The following is a 15,914-nucleotide window of genomic DNA, read 5'->3' on the forward strand; positions in this document are numbered from 1 at the left end:
GGCGTTGAGCGGGCGTGGTCAACCCAGCACCTAGCCGCCCGAGCCCCAAGGCAGCCACGCCGACACCTCGAACCCCCCATCCCCCACCGGCCCATGCGAAAGCCGGCCCCCCGCCAACATCGCCCGCTCCGTCAACCCGATCAACCCCTGCCCGGATCCGGGCACCAGCGGCACCTCCCCCGGCGGAGCCGGATTGCGTACCGACACGGTGAGCCCTGAGCCCGCCCCGCCCGCCACGGAGACCGTCACCTCCGCCCCGGGCGCGTGCTTGCGCGCATTGGTCAGCCCCTCCTGGGCGATCCGATACGCGGTACGCCCGACGGAGGCGGGCACCGAGGCGGCATCGGCAACGCGGTTGTCGAGGCTCACCTTCATCCCGGCTTCACGCGACTCGGAGACCAGCGACTCCAGCGCCCCGAGCGTCGGCTGAGGGCGGCCGGGCTCCCCCGACTCCGCGCCCGCGGGCCCGGACCGCAGCACCCCGATGATCTCCCGCAGGTCCTGCAAGGCCTCGTGCGCACTCTCCCGGATGACCCCGGCAGCCCGGGCCACCTCCTCCAGCGGCGCATCGGGCCGGAACTCCAGCGCCCCCGCATGCACGCTCAGCAACGTCAGCCGATGAGCCAGTACGTCATGCATCTCGCGAGCGATCCCCTCCCGAGCCAGCCGCTGCGCCTGCTCGGCACGGAGCGCGGCCTCCGTCTCGGCGCGCCGGGCACGGTCCCGCAGGCTCAGCAGGAGCTGGCGGCGGGAGCGGACGTACATGCCCCAGCCGACGATCGCGGCGGTGAGCACCCACGCGAGAAGCACCGACGGGACGTAGTCGAGATCTGGCTCCGGCCGCAGATAGTAGAAGAGCGGGGACAGCACGGCGTGGGCACCGCCGACCCAGGCGACGTACTTGAAGGGCCGGTGCACGGCCAGCGTGAACAGCGCGACCAGGCCGACCCCGCCCGCCGTGGTCGAGACGAAGCTGATGGGAACCATGACCACGGCGAGGCCGACCGGCCAGCGGCGGCGCAGCCAGACCGCGGCGCAGGAAAATGCACCTATCCACTGGTCGGCGACCTCCAGCCCGCGCGGGAGGTCGGGGGTCTGGGACATGGTGTCGGCACCGAGCAGCCCGACGATCACGGCCACCAGAAAGGCGGCGAAGTCCACGGCCCAGTCCCGCACGGTACGCCGGGGCCGTCCCGTCCGCCCGACGCGCGCCACCCGGTCGGGGTCGATCTCGACGGCGACCGCCGACGGCAGCCAGCGCCGCCCTGGCAGCGGCCCCGGCGCGGACCCCGGCTCCGGCGTCAGCCCCGCCTTTCCCGACCCCGCTCGCGGCCCGGCTCCCGGTCCCGCCCCCGTCGTACGCTCGTCACCGCTCACGGTCGACAAATCTACGCATCCACAGCCACCCACACCGCTCCTCTGCGCACGATCGCCGACCAAAGTCGCGCAACCACAGACTTTCGGCGCGGCCACTCCGAGCGGACTCCAGACTTCCGTCGGACATGCCTCGCCCCACGGCCGATGAACGTAGGAGGTCAGCAGGGCGAGGATCCTGCCATGAAGCAGGTTCTGGAGTTTCTCGGTGTGATCGCCTTCTTGCAGGGCGCCGCCGGCCTGGTGCACGAGTTCACGGACTGGGACATCGGTCTCGTACAGCGGGTCGGCTTCCTCGACGACTACGAGATCTACGCGAGCGTCGCGCTGCTGGTGCTGTCGTTCGCCCTGTTCGCGTTCGCCGAGAGCCGGAAAGCCGGGTGATGACGCCATGGCATCCAGACCTCAGGGGACCGTTGCGCGACAGGTTAACTTCCCGAAAACACCTCGGACTTGACGGCAAATCTTCGAACTTGACGTTGACATGCCACTCTCTACGCGCGTCATCATGAAGCCATGAGATTCCCCCCACGAATCACTCGCATCGGCGCAGCGGCCGCCGTCCTGTCCGGCCTCCTCGTAGGAGGCGCCGTCACCGCGAACGCTACGGAAACCTCCCCCACGGCGGTCGGCAGCATCTGCTACGACAACCTGCCGCCCCAGGCACACGACACGCTGGACCTGATCGAGCAGGGCGGTCCCTACCCCTTCCCGCAGGACGGCGGCGTGTTCCAGAACCGGGAAGGCCTCCTCCCCAGCCAGTCCACCGGCTACTACCACGAGTACACAGTGATCACGCCTGGTTCCTCCGACCGCGGTGCCCGTCGCATCGTCACCGGTGAGGAGCACCAGGAGGACTACTACACCGCCGACCACTACGAATCGTTCAAGCTGGTCGACTACAGCTGCTGACCGGCACGTACGAGCGAACCGGCAGACCGCAACAACAGCCACAACTCCACAGCAAGAGCCTCGCCCCGCGGCACCCCCACTCTCATCGGCCGCGGGGCGAGGTGCGTCCGGTCGCGGTCCGGCGCCGCTCGCCCGTCACTCCTCGGGCTGCCAGGGCGCGAGCGCGACATCGACCGCCGCGGCCAGCGTGTCACTTGGAACGACCTGGCGAAGGTTCCGGAAGGAGCACGATGTCGAAGCGCACTCGGGACCAGCTCTGCCCGGACAGATCGCGTCCGTCGGGAGTGGGCGTGCCGGCCGCCTGTCGTTCGAAGCGCTTGACGAGGGAGTCCTTGACGCCGAACACGGCGTCGGAGTCCAGGAGTTGGTCGCCTTCCACGAAGATGTGGGTGACCAGGGTGCGCAGGCCCGGTGCCGTGGCCATGAAGTGCAGGTGGGACGCGCGCAGGGGCGAGCGCCCGGTCTCCTCGAGCAGGCGCCCCACCGGCCCGTCGTGGGGAATGGGGTACGGCGTCGGAGTCAGTCCCCAGAAGGCATATCGGCCCCGGTCGTCGGTGTACAGGTGGGCGCGGCCCGCGGTGTGGCCGTCGTCGTACTGAACGTCGTACAGGCCGTCTTCGTCGGCCTCCCACACCTCCAAGCGCGTGCCCGGCACCGGGTTGCCGTCGGTGTCCGTGACGGTGCCCTCGACCCAGCAGGGTTCTCCCGGGGCGCCGAAGGCCATGTCGCCGCCCAGGGGGATTTCCGGGGAGCCCTCCACGAAGAACGGGCCGACCACGGTGGCCTCCGTGGCGCCGGCGGACGCCTCGTTGTTCATGTTGATGGTCTGCATGGAGGCGCCGAGGACGTCGGACAACAGGATGAACTCCTGCCGATTGTCGTTGGTGATATGGCCGGCCGCGGTGAGGAAGTCGACTGCGTGCTGCCACTCGGCCTCGGTGAGGCGCACCTCCCGCAGAAACGCGTGCAGGTGTCGCACCAGGGCCTCCATCAGCTGCTTGAGCCGGGGATCCGGGGTGTTCCGGAAGGATGCAAGCACGGTCTGTACCAACTCGTCCTCGACCTGGCGCTGTTGGTCGTCCGTGGTGACGGTCACGGTGTGGTTCCTTCCGTCGTCGGCGTGCGGGTTCATGAGCCGCTTCATGAAATGGGCACCTCCTCGGCGTCGTAGCCGTAGATCCAGCCGTTGCCCACCAGGGGGTCGGAGCCGGCGAGGGCCGTGTCGCGGGCCTGTTGTTCGGGGCCGTCGGGCAGGTGGTTGAGGTCGCGGCGGGCGTGGCTGATCTGCTGGAGGCGGGTGGTGCGTTCGATGCGTACCGCCTCGTACTGCTTCAGCGCCTGCTCGGGATCGTCGGCCGACGCGGCCAGGCAGCGCGCCAGCACCGCGGCGTCCTCGATGGACTGGGCCGCGCCCTGGGCGAAGAAGGGGAACATGGGATGCGCGGCATCCCCGAGCAGGGTGGCCCGGCCCCGGCTCCAGTGCCGCAGCGGCGCCCGGTCCAGCAGCGCCCAGCGGCCGGGGACACCACCGGCGGCGATGAGGTCCGTAACCCTCGGGTCCCAGCCGGCGAACTCGGCGTGGAACTCCTCGCTCGTGGCCGTCGCGCTCCACGACTCGTCCGTGTAGTCCCCGGCGGGGGCGAAGGCGACGACATTGACGGCCCGTCCGCCGTTGATCGGGTAGTGCACGAAATGCCGGCCCGGCCCGAGCCACAGAGTCTGGGCGGAGCGCAGGGCGAAGTCGGGGGCGGCGTCGGCGGGCACGATGGTGCGGAAGGCGCAGATACCGGAGTACGCCGGTGGTGCGGGATCGGCGATCGTGCCCCGGACGACGGAGTGCACGCCGTCGGCGCCGATCACGACGTCCGCCTCTACGCGGCTGCCGTCGGCGAAGCGCAGCCGCACACCGTGCGGGTTCTCGTCGATCGAGGTGCACCGGGCTCCCAGGAGGACCCAGTCGCCGGGCACGGCCGATTTGACGGTCTCCAGCAGGTCGGCCCGGTGGACGACGTACGTACGCTCGCCATAGAGCCGCTCGCACACGCCGCTCAGCTTCTCCACCGACAGCACGCTTCCATCTGCCCAACGGCGGAACTCCCAGCCCCAGTCCAGCGGCACGGCCCGGCGCAGCAGTTGCTCCATGACGCCGAGGCGCCGCAGCAGTCGTACGGCATTGGGGGCGACGACGAGTCCGGCGCCGACCTCGCCGAGCGCGGGCGCCTGCTCGTAGACGGTGGCGGTCAGTCCCGCCCGGCGCAAGAAGGCCGCGGCGGCCAGGCCGCCGATGCCGCCTCCGACAACGGCGATCCGCGGGCCTGGCACCTGCGCGGGCATGGATCCACTCCTCTGTTTCGAGGGCGAGCGTCCTGCTGACGCTTGGATCCTTGCCGACACCTCGACAGCACCGAAAGCGCTACGTCCATTCAATGAACACATCTGGCCAAACTGACCAGGGACATCGCCACGGGTCGAGAGCTCACACGGCGCTACGCGGCGTCCGGCGGCAGCTCGTACGAGCCGTACTGCGGGCGCCCCGCCAGCTCATACGTGTGGATGGCGACCCCCGTGCTCGTGACGCGCGCCTCGGTGTGGGTGAACGCGGTCGGTACGGCGCCCTCGGCGAAGAGGCGGCGGCCGGTGCCGAGTACGACGGGGAAGGTCAGCAGGTGCACCGTGTCGACCAGGTCGTGCGCCAGGAGGGACTGGGCGAGGGCGCCGCTGCCGTGGACCTGGAGCTCGCCGTCGGTGTTCTCCTTGATTGCGGTGACTTCCTTGGCGAGGTCGCCGCGGACGATCGTGGTACCGGCCCAGTCGGCCTGCGTCAGGGTCGACGAGACGACGTACTTGGGCAGGGAGTTCAGCTTGCTCGCGACCGGGTCGCCCGGGTCGATGACCCTGGGCCAGTGCGCGGCGAAGATCTCGTACGTACGGCGCCCGAGCAGGAACGCGCCCACCCGGCCGAAGACCTCGTCGATGAACCGTCCGAAGTCCTCATCGCCGTACGGAACGCTCCAGCCGCCGTGCTCGAAGCCGTCGCGGGTGTCCTCGTTGGGACCGCCGGGGGCCTGATAGACCCCGTCGAGGGTGACGAAGCTGGTGAGACTGAGCTTGCCCATGATGACTGCCTTCCGTGGAGGGAGGTGATGTCTCTGTCATCAGTTCAGACCGCTCTTGCGCCCGCAACTCATCGGTCCGTGGGTTCATCGCCCCCGCCCGTCAGCCCTCCACCTCCCGAAGCCGCCCCCGCAGCTCCGCCATGCCCTCCTCCGTCAGCGAGCCGAACAGCCGCAGCCGTGAGATCCCGCCGTCCGGGAAGATGTCCACGCGTGCGTGGGTGCCCACGGCCGGCGTGGGCAGGACGAAGCGGTGGTTCGTGTCCGGCTGGAGGCGGGTGCGGGGCAGGATCTCCGTCCAGTCGCCGGTCTCGGTGTCCCTCAACGACACCGAGGCCCACCCGGCCGAGTTGCCCTTCAGATACGCCGTGTCGATCTCGATCGCCCGGATCTCGGACCGAGCCACGAGCCGGTAGCGGATCCAGTCGTGGCCCGTGTCGCGGCGACGCCGCGTCTCCCAGCACTCGTGCATCGCGCGGGAGCGGCCCGGCTGGATGGTGTTGGTGGCGGGCGAGTAGAAGAGGTTGGACGCGTCCTCGGCCTGGCCGCCGTTCTCCAGGGCCACGACGTCGAAGGTGCCGAGCACGGACAGCCACTCGGGGTCCGGGACCACCTCGCCGTACACGCGCAGGCGTGCGATGCCCCCATCAGGATGCTGATTGACGCGCAGGTGCGTGAAGCGCTGCTCCAGAGCGACGTCGAAGCCATTGACCGCGTGCCCGCCAACCGCCGTACGGGGCACGAGAGTTGTCCACTTCACGTCGTCCGACAGCAGTTCCTCCGGCGACGGGGAGCCGGGCACCGACACGCCCTCGACCGACACCGCCTGCGGATAGTTGCCGCGGAAGTGCGCGGTGTCGACGACGACGCCGCGTACGACACCGGGGGCGCCGAGCCGTACCAGCGCCCAGTCGTGGTCCTCGGCCGTGGGCCACGGATGCTCGGCGGAGGCGCCCCGGCGGCGCCGGGTCTCCCAGCCGTCCATGATCTTGCCCTTGTGCCCGAAGCGCTCGGGATCGAACTCGGCGCGCTCGGGCACGAGGAGATTCTCGCGCTGGGCGAAGAACTCGTCGTTGGCGGCGACGACCCCGGCGCCGAGCCGGCGGTCGGCGAGGTTGGCGTACCGCGTGAACGGGAAGTCGGCGGTGCGGTAGTCCGCGTACGGGTCGCCGCCCCCGTACGGGCTCGCGTCGCCGGTGAAACGAGCCACAGGGGATTCATGCTGCGCCGTCACGGTGATCAGTGGTTCCTCTCGAGAAATCGGCCGGCAGGCTCGCCGAACTCGCCGTCGGCCACGATGCGTTGGCCGCGCAGCCAGGTGGACTTGACGACGCCGTGCAGGGTCCGGCCCGCGTACGCCGTGACCCGGTTGCGGTGGTGCAGCGCGGCGGGGTCGACGGTGAAGGTCTCCTCGGGCGCGAGGACCGCGAAGTCGGCGTCGCGGCCGGCCTCGATGGCTCCCTTCTGGGAGAGTCCGGCCAGTTCGGCGGGGCGCGCGGACATCCAGCGGACGACGTCCTCGAGGGACCGGCCTCGCCTACGGGCCTCGGTCCAGATCGCCGAAAGGCCCAGTTGGAGTGAGGAGATGCCTCCCCAGGCGGTGGTGAAGTCGGCGGTCTTGAGGTCGGCGGTGGAGGGCGAGTGGTCGGACACGATGCAGTCGATCGTGCCGTCGATCAGGCCCTGCCACAGCGCGTCCTGGTTGGCCGCCTCGCGGATCGGCGGGCAGCACTTGAACTCGCTTGCCCCGTCCGGGACTTCCTCGGCCGTGAGCGTGAGGTAGTGCGGACAGGTCTCGACGGTCAGTCGTACGCCCTCCCGCTTGGCGGTGGCGATCAGGGGCAGCGCGTCACTGGAGGAGAGGTGCAGCACGTGCACGCGCGCGTGGAGGCGCCCCGCCTGCGCGATGAGCTGGGCGATGGCGGTGTTCTCGGCGTCGCGCGGCCTGGAGGCGAGGAAGTCGGCGTACGCGCCGCCGCTCTTCTGAGGGGCGGCGGCAAGCTGGTGCGGGTCCTCGGCGTGCACGATCAGCAGGCCGTCGAAGCCCGCGATCTCGGCGAGCGCACGGGCGAGTTGCTCCTGGTCCAGCTCGGGGAACTCGTCGACTCCGGAGGGTGAGAGGAACGCCTTGAAGCCGAAGACTCCGGCGTCGTGCAGCGGGCGCAGGTCCTTGACGTTGTCGGGCAGGGCGCCGCCCCAGAAGCCGACGTCGATATGGGCCTTGGACCGGGCGACGTCCTTCTTGGTACGAAGGTGGTCGACCGTCGTGGTCGGCGGAAGGGAGTTGAGCGGCATGTCGATCAGCGTCGTGATGCCACCGGCCGCCGCGGCGCGGGTGGCGGTCCAGAAGCCTTCCCACTCTGTGCGGCCAGGGTCGTTGACGTGCACGTGGGTGTCGACGAGGCCGGGTAGCAGGACGTCGTCGCCGAAGTCCTCCAGCCGCGCTCCAGGGGGCACTTCAGTGTCGTACGGCAGTACGTCCGTGATCTTGCCCTCCGCGACCGCGACCGAGGCGGCGCGTGTCCCTTCGGGAGTGACGACGCGCGTCGAGCGCAGGACCAGATCGCCCCGCACCTCGCCCTGACCCTCGCTCCATCCGTGGTCGGACACCCGGGCCCCTCTCAGCCGTGCTGTTCCGCGCTGCCGTTTTCTTCCGCCTCTTCCGCATTGCGAAATTCAACGTTATGTTGAAGGAGTCTTCCCCGCAGGCTCCACCTCGTCAAGAGCGCACCCCTCCGCCTGGAATCTTCCATAAAGCGGAATTCCGCTTTCATTGAGCAGAACGTAGTTATCCACAGCCGGTCCGTCAACCAACTGACCGGCCGATAGGCTGCTTCTCCTGCCGGACCTGAAAGGAACGCCCCGTGCCGACGTCCAGCGACAGCGACGCCCCTGCGGATGCCTCCGCATCGAAGAACTCCGCACCCAGCGGTGGCGTCCAGTCCCTCGAGCGCGCCTTCGACCTGCTGGAGAGAATGGCGGACGCGGGCGGCGAGGTGGGCCTCAGCGAGCTCTCCGTGAGCAGCGGGCTGCCGCTGCCGACGATCCACCGGTTGATGCGCACGCTCGTGGCCTGCGGTTACGTACGCCAGCAGGCCAACCGCCGGTACGCGCTCGGCCCTCGCCTGATCCGCCTCGGCGAGTCCGCCTCCCGGCTGCTCGGCACCTGGGCCCGGCCCTACCTGGCGCGCCTGGTCGAGGAGACCGGCGAGACGGCGAACATGGCGCTGCTCGACGGCGACGAGATCGTGTACGTAGCGCAGGTCCCGTCGAAGCACTCGATGCGGATGTTCACCGAGGTCGGCCGCCGGGTCCTGCCGCACTCCACCGGCGTCGGCAAGGCCCTGCTCGCCCACCTCCCGGCGAACGAGGTACGCGCCCTGCTGTCCCGTACGGGCATGCCGGCCGCCACGGACAAGACGATCACGTCACCGGACGCATTCCTCACCGCACTGGAAGAGGTCCGCCGCTCCGGATACGCGGTGGACGACAACGAGCAGGAGATAGGCGTCCGCTGCCTGGCGGTCTCCGTCCCCAACTCACCCACCGCGGCGGCGATTTCGATCTCGGGCCCGGCCGGCCGGGTAACGGAGGCGATGACGGAGAAGACGGTGCCCGTGCTGCAGCAGATCGCGGTGGAACTGTCGGAGGCGTTGGCGAGCTCGGGGCCAAGCGCCCCGTAAGGGGCGCGGGGCTGCATCAATGTGCGGCTCCGCCGCGTGGACGCCGGCCACAACGCACCCGCACCCTCTCTCCGGCGGGAGGGGTCGTGGGCCGGTGCGTCGTATGCCCGTCGCTTAGGTCCGGTCTCGGAGGACCAGGGCCTTGTACCAGGCCAGAGCCGTATGCCCGCCCTGCGACGGGCTGACGCACCGGCCCACGGCCCCGACCCACGCACGGACCCAAGGGGCGCGGGGCTGTGACAATTGCGGCTCCGCCGCGATGGGGGTCCCCCCGCTCATGGGGGTCCCCCCGCTCGAGCGAAGCCGAGAGTGGGGGAGGAGCCGAGAGTGGGGGAGCGACCAGCCACAACGCACCCGCACCCAAACACGAACCCACCGCCCCAACCGCCGAAGGCAGTGGCGCTCAGCGCCGGGGAGGATCCCCGAACATCTCCACCGCGCTGCGCACCTCCCGCAACCCGGGCGCCAGCGCGCTCACCGAGCCGATGGAGCCGGCGATCAACAGCAGCGAGCGGCGCAGCCGCGGTACCTCGGGGATGCCGCTCACCGTCATCGCGGCCAGCGCAGCCAGCTCGTCCTCCGCGATCCCGCGATCCGGGAACTCGGCGGGATGCGTGGCAAGTTCGCGGCGCAAGCGGGACACCGCGGTCCTGAGCTCCGCCACCCTCGGATCCTCGTCGCTGCCGGTCACTGACCTCTGCCCCAAGCTCCGCAACACAGCTCTCCCCCCTCGCACTCCTTCGTGCGCCGGACGTACGTACTGCTTCCGTCGAACACCCCGTGGCGTTGGTCAGGCACCGGGGACCGCGGGCCAGTAAACGCCACCCGCAGCGGTGGGCGCCACTCCGAGGACCGAAATTCAGTCGACCGACACCATGAACTCGCCGCAGTGTCAGGTAAGCAAGAGGCATGACAGGGAAACGGGACCAGGTGGCGGGCCTGCTACTCGCGGCAGGCGGCGGCCGGCGGCTAGGCGGGCGCCCCAAGGCGCTGCTCGAACACCGAGGCAGCCCCCTCGTCGAGTACGCGGCGGGCGTACTCCGCGAGGGCGGCTGCGCCCAAGTGCACGTGGTCCTGGGAGCGCAGGCGGACCTGGTCCGCGCGACAGCCGCACTGCCCGGCTGCGTGCTCGTCGACAACGCCCAGTGGGAGGAGGGCATGGGCTCCTCGCTGCGCGCCGGCCTCGACTCGCTGGCCGAAACGGGGGCGCGGGCCGCCCTGGTGTCGCTGGTCGACCAGCCCGGCATCGGGCCGGAGGCGGTGGCCCGCGTGCTCGCCGCGTACGACTCCGAGGCATCGCTCGCGGCAGCCTCGTACAACGGTGTACGCGGGCACCCCGTGCTGTTCGGCGCCGACCACTGGACCGGTATCAGCGCGACTGCCGTCGGGGATCGCGGGGCACGCGCCTATCTGAAGGCGCACGACGACGCGATCACGCTCGTCGAGTGCGGTGATGTGGCGGAGGCGTACGACATCGACACGGAGGACGACCTGATCCACTTGGAGTGAGTGACGTGCCACCCAAAGCCGCCCACAGCCGCCCACAGCCGCTCGCCATTGAACTTCCACTATGAGGAAATTAGTATCCACTGGCATCCAGTGCCGCCGTGTACTGAAGTCAGCTCGCTGAAGGAAGTGACAGCTCATGTCCGCACCAGCGCCCTCCCCGCTGGCCATCGTCGACGCCGAGCCTCTGCCCCGGCAGGGTGAGGTCCTCACGGACGCCGCACTCGCCTTCGTGGCCGAACTGCACCGGCGGTTCACGCCCCGGCGTGACGAGCTCCTCGTCCGTCGTGCCGAGCGGCGCGCCGAGATCGCCCGTACCTCCACGCTCGACTTCCTCCCCGAGACCGCCGCCATCAGGGCCGACGACTCCTGGAAGGTGGGCCCGGCCCCCGAGGCCCTGAACGACCGTCGCGTCGAGATCACAGGACCCACCGACCGCAAGATGACCATCAACGCCCTCAACTCGGGCGCCAAGGTCTGGCTCGCGGACTTCGAGGACGCCTCCGCGCCCACCTGGGAGAACGTGATCCTCGGCCAGCTCAACCTCACCGACGCGTACGAGCGCCGTATCGACTTCACGTCCCCCGAGGGCAAGTCGTACGCCCTGAAGCCGGCCGAGGAGCTGGCGACGGTCGTGATGCGCCCGCGCGGCTGGCACCTCAACGAGCGCCATCTGGTCGACAGTTCGGGCACCGCGGTGCCGGGCGCGCTCGTCGACTTCGGGCTGTACTTCTTCCACAACGCGCAGCGCCTGCTCGACCTCGGCAAGGGCCCGTACTTCTACCTCCCCAAGACGGAGTCGTACCTGGAGGCCCGCCTCTGGAACGACGTGTTCGTCTTCGCGCAGGACTACGTCGGCATCCCGCAGGGCACCATCCGCGCCACCGTCCTCATCGAGACGATCACGGCGGCGTACGAGATGGAGGAGATCCTGTACGAACTCCGCGACCACGCCTCGGGGTTGAACGCGGGCCGCTGGGACTACCTCTTCTCCATCGTGAAGAACTTCCGTGACGGCGGGCCGAAGTTCGTCCTGCCGGACCGCAACGCGGTGACGATGACGGCTCCGTTCATGCGCGCGTACACCGAACTCCTCGTGCGCACCTGCCACAAGCGCGGGGCGCACGCGATCGGCGGCATGGCGGCGTTCATCCCCTCGCGGCGCGACGAGGAGGTCAACAAGGTCGCCTTCGAGAAGGTCAAGGCCGACAAGGACCGCGAGGCGAGGGACGGCTTCGACGGCTCCTGGGTCGCGCACCCGGACCTCGTGCCGATCGCGATGGCGTCCTTCGACGCGGTGCTCGGCGAGAAGCCGAACCAGAAGGACCGGCTGCGCGAGGACGTCGACGTCAAGGCCGCCGACCTGATCGCCGTCGACTCCCTCGAAGCCAAGCCGACGTACGCGGGCCTCGTCAACGCGGTCCAGGTCGGCATCCGCTACATCGAGGCCTGGCTGCGCGGCATGGGCGCGGTCGCCATCTTCAACCTCATGGAGGACGCGGCCACCGCCGAGATCTCCCGCTCCCAGATCTGGCAGTGGATCAACGCGGGCGTCGAGTTCGAGCACGCCGGGGACACGGTGAAGGCCACGCCCGAGCTGGCCCGCAAGATCGCCGCCGAGGAACTGACCGCCCTCCGCGCCGAGTTGGGCGACGAGGCCTTCGCGGCGGGCAACTGGCAGCAGGCCCACGACCTGCTCCTGAAGGTGTCGCTGGACGAGGAGTACGTGGACTTCCTGACGCTGCCCGCGTACGAGCAGCTCGCCGGCTGAGCCCGGCCGAGTCAGCCCGCAGGCTGAGTCGGTCCGCAGGCTGAGTCAGTCCGCCGTCTGTCGGCGGTCATTCCGCAGTCAGTCGGCGGTCATTCCGCAGTCAGTCGGCGGTCATTCCGCCGGTTTCTCCGAGTGGCCCAGGGTCCTGCCCGGGGCCACGCGGTCGCGTACGAGGCGCTTGACGGCCGTCGGCTCCGGGAAGCCCTGTTCGCGGCGGTCCCAGACCACCTCGTCGTCGACGCGTACGACGAACACGCCGCCGGTGCCGGGCTTGAGGGCGAGTTCCGTCAGCTCGGTCTCGAAGGTGGTCAGCAGCTCCTGCGCCAGCCATGCGGCGCGGGGCAGCCAGCGGCACTGGGTGCAGTACTCGATCTGAACGCGGTGGGTCATCCGAGGTGTACCGACCAATCCTGTTCCGCCGCCGGTTTGCCGTGCAGGTCGGGGACCCGCTGGAGCCACTTCGGACGGCCTTGCTGACTTTTCGCCGCGCGCAGGGCCTGCTCGGCGGCGAGTTCCTCCCGAGTGGGGAAATCCGTGGGCAGCCAGGCCGCCGATGCCCGTACGCGCGCGTGGAGGTAGCCGGCGTAGGCCTCGCGCAGCTCGTCGGGTGTGGCGAAGCCCGGCTCGTCCGTGAGCCAGGCGTCGGGCACTTCGGCGGTGATCTCGCGGAGGAGCTGTTGGGTCACGCGGGGCGCGAGCTCGGCGTCGGCGGCCCGTACGTCCGGGGCGTAGTGGCCGAGCGCGTGGTGCCGGAAGTCGTACGCCTTCTCCGGTTCCGTCGCGTCCCAGCGGTGGTGGAAGACGAGAGCGGCGCCGTGGTCGATGAGCCAGAGGCGCGGGGGTGCGATGCCGAGCGTGGGCCAGACCATCAGGTTGGAGCTGTGGACCGTACGGTCGACGTTGACGGTCAGCGCGTCGAGCCAGACGATCCGGCCCGCCTCCAGCGGGTCCACCCGGAATGTCTCGGCGACCTCGGGCGTGAAGTCCTTCGCGCCCGGCAGAAAGTCCATGCCGAGGTTGATGCCGGCGCTGGCGCTGTGCAGGTCCCGCACTTCCTGATGCGGCTCCTCGTCGGCGATCGACGGGTCGAAGTGCACCAGGACCAGCTCGGGGAACCTGAGCCCCAGCGCCCGGGCCAGCTCACCCACGATCACCTCGGCGACCAGCGCCTTCCTGCCCTGCGCGGCGCCGGTGAACTTCACGACGTAGGTGCCGAGGTCATCGGCCTCGACGAGCCCGGGCAGCGAGCCACCCTCACGCAGGGGCGTGATGTAGCGGGTAGTGGTGACCTCTTTCAGCATTTTCCCAGGCAACCTGTCTATTCAACCTTGAAATCCACGACCACCGCTGGAGGGGCGCGGCAACGCGAACCGCCCGTCAATGGCCCTGGGGAGAATCTGGGGAGTTTCGACTGGCATGCAGTTCCCTCTGCTTCCCGAGCAGCCCGTCGATGGCGGTTCGCCCTTGCTTCCGGCCTCCGGCATGAAGTGAGCATAGTAACCAAGGGTGATCGCGAGCGAGGACTGCCCGAGCCACCGCGCCAAGGTCACGACAGACTCTCCGGCCTCCAGCATGAGCGAGGCATAAGTGTGCCGCAGCACGTGGAAGCCGTCCTTCGGGGCCGCCGCCCACTGCCAGCGTTTCGCTCCTGTGGCGCGCGGCGGGATGATGCCTGCCTCGGCCAACGCGGGCTTCCAGATGCAGGTATTCCACGTGTTCACCGCGACGGCGTTGCCGAACCGCGTGGTGAGGAGCAGCGAGAACTTCCTCCCCTGCCCCTCCGGCTTCCCCCATGGAAGCTCCACTTCCACCGGTGGGCCGCTGCGGAGGAGCTGCGGCGGGACGCGGGGCGACGTACGCGGGTGATCACCACCGAACTCACCGACTCGAGCTCCGTGCACGCGCAGGCCCACCAGGCACGGTCCGTCACCCGGCCTTTCCAGGAGGTGGTGGAGCCGGCCGCCGCGGAAGCGGACGAGTACCTCCATGCGCCGACAACGGCATGCGAGCCACGCCCGCGGCCCCGAGCACGGCATCCGTCAGCCTGGTGTCGGCTGTGGTGTCAGCGTCCCTGGGGGTGGCTGTGGTTCGGCTCCTCGAGGTACTCGGGGCAGTCAGGGTTGTGGCAGGGGCCCGGGCCCCACACGGGCACGAAGACTCCCAAGGTCTTGTGCCGTCTCTTGACGGTCATCTGCAGAGGCCGCTTGCAGACCGGGCACACAAGCGTCCCCTGAGGGCCGGTCTCATGCTCGCGTTTACTCATTCTTTAACGATAGATTGCCTGATCGGAGAAAAGAGACAGGTCACGTGCTCAGTCATCGTCCGCGCGATCAGCGCGCCGCGCCGGGCCGTCCCGCTGCTCCCGCTGCTCCCGCTCTGCCCGCGGAGAGCTGACAGGTCCGGGGTTCTTGGTAGCCGTGTCCGGCCGTGGGGCTGCCTCCTCCTGGGCGGCGTGGGGCAGCTGGGGAGGGACAGGTCGCCGCAGACTGAGTACGACGGATGCGGCCAGCACGACGACGATGACCGCGAGACTGATCTGCGAGGGGATTTCCGGGACGCTGGAGCTGATCGTCTTGTGGGCCGCCTGGAGGGCCAGCTTGACCCCGATGAAGCCGAGGATGATCGCGAGGCCGATGTTCAGGTAGTGGAACCGGTCCAGCAGGCCGGCGAGCAGGAAGTACAGGGCACGCAGGCCCAGAATGGCGAACGCGTTGCTGGTGTAGACGATGAAGAGGTCGTCGCTGACGGCGAGCACGGCGGGGACGCTGTCGACGGCGAAGACCAGGTCGGCCGCCTCGATCGCGGCGACCACCGCGAGAAGCGGGGTGGCCACGCGTTTCCCGGCCTCCTTGACGAAGAACTTCATACCCGCGTACTCGTTCCGCACAGGGATGATCTTGCGGAGCATCCGCAGGGCGAAGCTCTTGCCGGGATCGAAACCTTCCTCGTCGCCCTTGAGGAGCTTGTACGTGCTGTAGAAGAGCACTGCCGCGAAGGCGAACAGCACCGCGGTGAAGCGACTGACCACGGCGACGCCGAGGGTGAGGAAGATCCCGCGGAAGACCAGGGCGCCCATCACACCGAAGAACAGGACACGGTGCTGGTAGGCACGGGGCACCCTGAAGTAGGCGAAGATCACGGCGAAGACGAAGAGATTGTCCACCGACAGGCTCTTCTCCAGGAGCCACGCGGTGGTGTACTCGACACCGGCCGTCGTGCCGAGGACGACGAAGACGACCGCACCGAAGACCAGAGCAAGGCCCACCCACAGGGCGCTCCAGGCGGCAGCCTCCTTGAAGCCGATGACGTGTGCGGCACGGTGAGCCACCAGGTCCACCGCCAGCGACACCACCACCGTCACGGCAAACGCCGCCCACAACCAGAGCGGGACCTCGATCACGCCGGTCACCCTCTCCACGGCCCACACCCACGCAGGCCCTCATACAGGAGTTTCCGGCATCTCGCCGCGCCGGGCGAACCCGGAAACCGACGGGAGCCTTGACAAGATTTTCGTAGCCGTTGATCGCTCGCCGGGACGGACGGGGTATCTGCCGA

At 69.5% G+C, this 15,914-nt stretch carries 16 protein-coding genes; 5 read left to right on the forward strand and 11 right to left on the reverse strand.

The window, feature by feature from the left end; translation table 11 throughout:
- Positions 1–30: 30 nt before the first annotated feature.
- On the reverse strand, positions 31–1,305 hold the full coding sequence (locus tag OHT21_RS08740) for a sensor histidine kinase (protein WP_328774006.1): 1,275 nt from the start codon (positions 1,303–1,305) through the stop codon (positions 31–33).
- A 252-nt stretch (positions 1,306–1,557) separates the two neighbouring features.
- On the opposite strand from OHT21_RS08740, the gene OHT21_RS08745 reads away from it, so the two are divergent.
- A complete protein-coding gene (locus OHT21_RS08745) occupies positions 1,558–1,758 on the forward strand; it encodes a hypothetical protein (RefSeq protein ID WP_328767683.1) in 201 nt (66 codons plus the stop codon).
- Between the two features lie 132 nt (positions 1,759–1,890).
- Positions 1,891–2,286: a ribonuclease domain-containing protein gene (locus OHT21_RS08750; protein ID WP_328767684.1), complete on the forward strand. Its 396-nt coding sequence runs from the start codon at positions 1,891–1,893 to the stop codon at positions 2,284–2,286.
- Between the two features lie 190 nt (positions 2,287–2,476).
- Here the strand turns inward: OHT21_RS08750 and OHT21_RS08755 are convergent, their stop codons facing one another.
- The 5 genes from OHT21_RS08755 to allB form a co-directional block, all read right to left on the reverse strand.
- Positions 2,477–3,430, reverse strand: a complete 954-nt coding sequence (locus OHT21_RS08755) for an intradiol ring-cleavage dioxygenase (protein WP_443050330.1) — start codon at positions 3,428–3,430, stop codon at positions 2,477–2,479.
- On the reverse strand, positions 3,427–4,620 hold the full coding sequence (locus tag OHT21_RS08760) for an FAD-dependent monooxygenase (RefSeq protein ID WP_328767685.1): 1,194 nt from the start codon (positions 4,618–4,620) through the stop codon (positions 3,427–3,429). Before OHT21_RS08760 ends, OHT21_RS08755 begins: the two co-directional genes overlap by 4 nt.
- Before the next feature lie 152 nt (positions 4,621–4,772).
- Positions 4,773–5,402: a dihydrofolate reductase family protein gene (locus tag OHT21_RS08765; RefSeq protein ID WP_328767686.1), complete on the reverse strand. Its 630-nt coding sequence runs from the start codon at positions 5,400–5,402 to the stop codon at positions 4,773–4,775.
- Between the two features lie 100 nt (positions 5,403–5,502).
- A complete protein-coding gene (alc, locus tag OHT21_RS08770; RefSeq protein WP_328767687.1) occupies positions 5,503–6,633 on the reverse strand; it encodes an allantoicase in 1,131 nt (376 codons plus the stop codon).
- Between the two features lie 5 nt (positions 6,634–6,638).
- Positions 6,639–8,009: an allantoinase AllB gene (gene allB / locus OHT21_RS08775; RefSeq protein ID WP_328767688.1), complete on the reverse strand. Its 1,371-nt coding sequence runs from the start codon at positions 8,007–8,009 to the stop codon at positions 6,639–6,641.
- 254 nt (positions 8,010–8,263) lie between these two features.
- Between allB and OHT21_RS08780 the strand changes: the two genes are divergently transcribed.
- Complete coding sequence (locus OHT21_RS08780) at positions 8,264–9,082, forward strand: IclR family transcriptional regulator (RefSeq protein WP_328767689.1); 819 nt, start codon at positions 8,264–8,266, stop codon at positions 9,080–9,082.
- Between the two features lie 403 nt (positions 9,083–9,485).
- Here the strand turns inward: OHT21_RS08780 and OHT21_RS08785 are convergent, their stop codons facing one another.
- The gene (locus OHT21_RS08785) at positions 9,486–9,800 is read right to left on the reverse strand and encodes a DUF5955 family protein (protein ID WP_328767690.1); all 315 of its coding nucleotides are present in this window, start codon (positions 9,798–9,800) and stop codon (positions 9,486–9,488) included.
- Between the two features lie 191 nt (positions 9,801–9,991).
- On the opposite strand from OHT21_RS08785, the gene OHT21_RS08790 reads away from it, so the two are divergent.
- On the forward strand, positions 9,992–10,591 hold the full coding sequence (locus OHT21_RS08790; RefSeq protein WP_328767691.1) for a nucleotidyltransferase family protein: 600 nt from the start codon (positions 9,992–9,994) through the stop codon (positions 10,589–10,591).
- 136 nt (positions 10,592–10,727) lie between these two features.
- Positions 10,728–12,359: a malate synthase A gene (gene aceB, locus OHT21_RS08795; protein WP_328767692.1), complete on the forward strand. Its 1,632-nt coding sequence runs from the start codon at positions 10,728–10,730 to the stop codon at positions 12,357–12,359.
- A gap of 111 nt (positions 12,360–12,470) precedes the next feature.
- On the opposite strand, the gene OHT21_RS08800 is transcribed toward aceB, so the two are convergent.
- From OHT21_RS08800 to OHT21_RS08815, 4 genes are all read right to left on the reverse strand, one after another.
- Positions 12,471–12,749: a SelT/SelW/SelH family protein gene (locus tag OHT21_RS08800; RefSeq protein WP_328767693.1), complete on the reverse strand. Its 279-nt coding sequence runs from the start codon at positions 12,747–12,749 to the stop codon at positions 12,471–12,473.
- The gene (locus OHT21_RS08805) at positions 12,746–13,660 is read right to left on the reverse strand and encodes a HipA family kinase (protein ID WP_328767694.1); all 915 of its coding nucleotides are present in this window, start codon (positions 13,658–13,660) and stop codon (positions 12,746–12,748) included. Before OHT21_RS08805 ends, OHT21_RS08800 begins: the two co-directional genes overlap by 4 nt.
- A gap of 21 nt (positions 13,661–13,681) precedes the next feature.
- On the reverse strand, positions 13,682–14,170 hold the full coding sequence (locus tag OHT21_RS08810) for a hypothetical protein (protein ID WP_328767695.1): 489 nt from the start codon (positions 14,168–14,170) through the stop codon (positions 13,682–13,684).
- A gap of 500 nt (positions 14,171–14,670) precedes the next feature.
- Complete coding sequence (locus OHT21_RS08815) at positions 14,671–15,759, reverse strand: TerC family protein (RefSeq protein ID WP_328774008.1); 1,089 nt, start codon at positions 15,757–15,759, stop codon at positions 14,671–14,673.
- Positions 15,760–15,914 lie beyond the last annotated feature (155 nt).

This window comes from Streptomyces sp. NBC_00286, from assembly GCF_036173125.1.
In the GTDB taxonomy this organism is placed as follows: Bacteria; Actinomycetota; Actinomycetes; order Streptomycetales; family Streptomycetaceae; genus Streptomyces.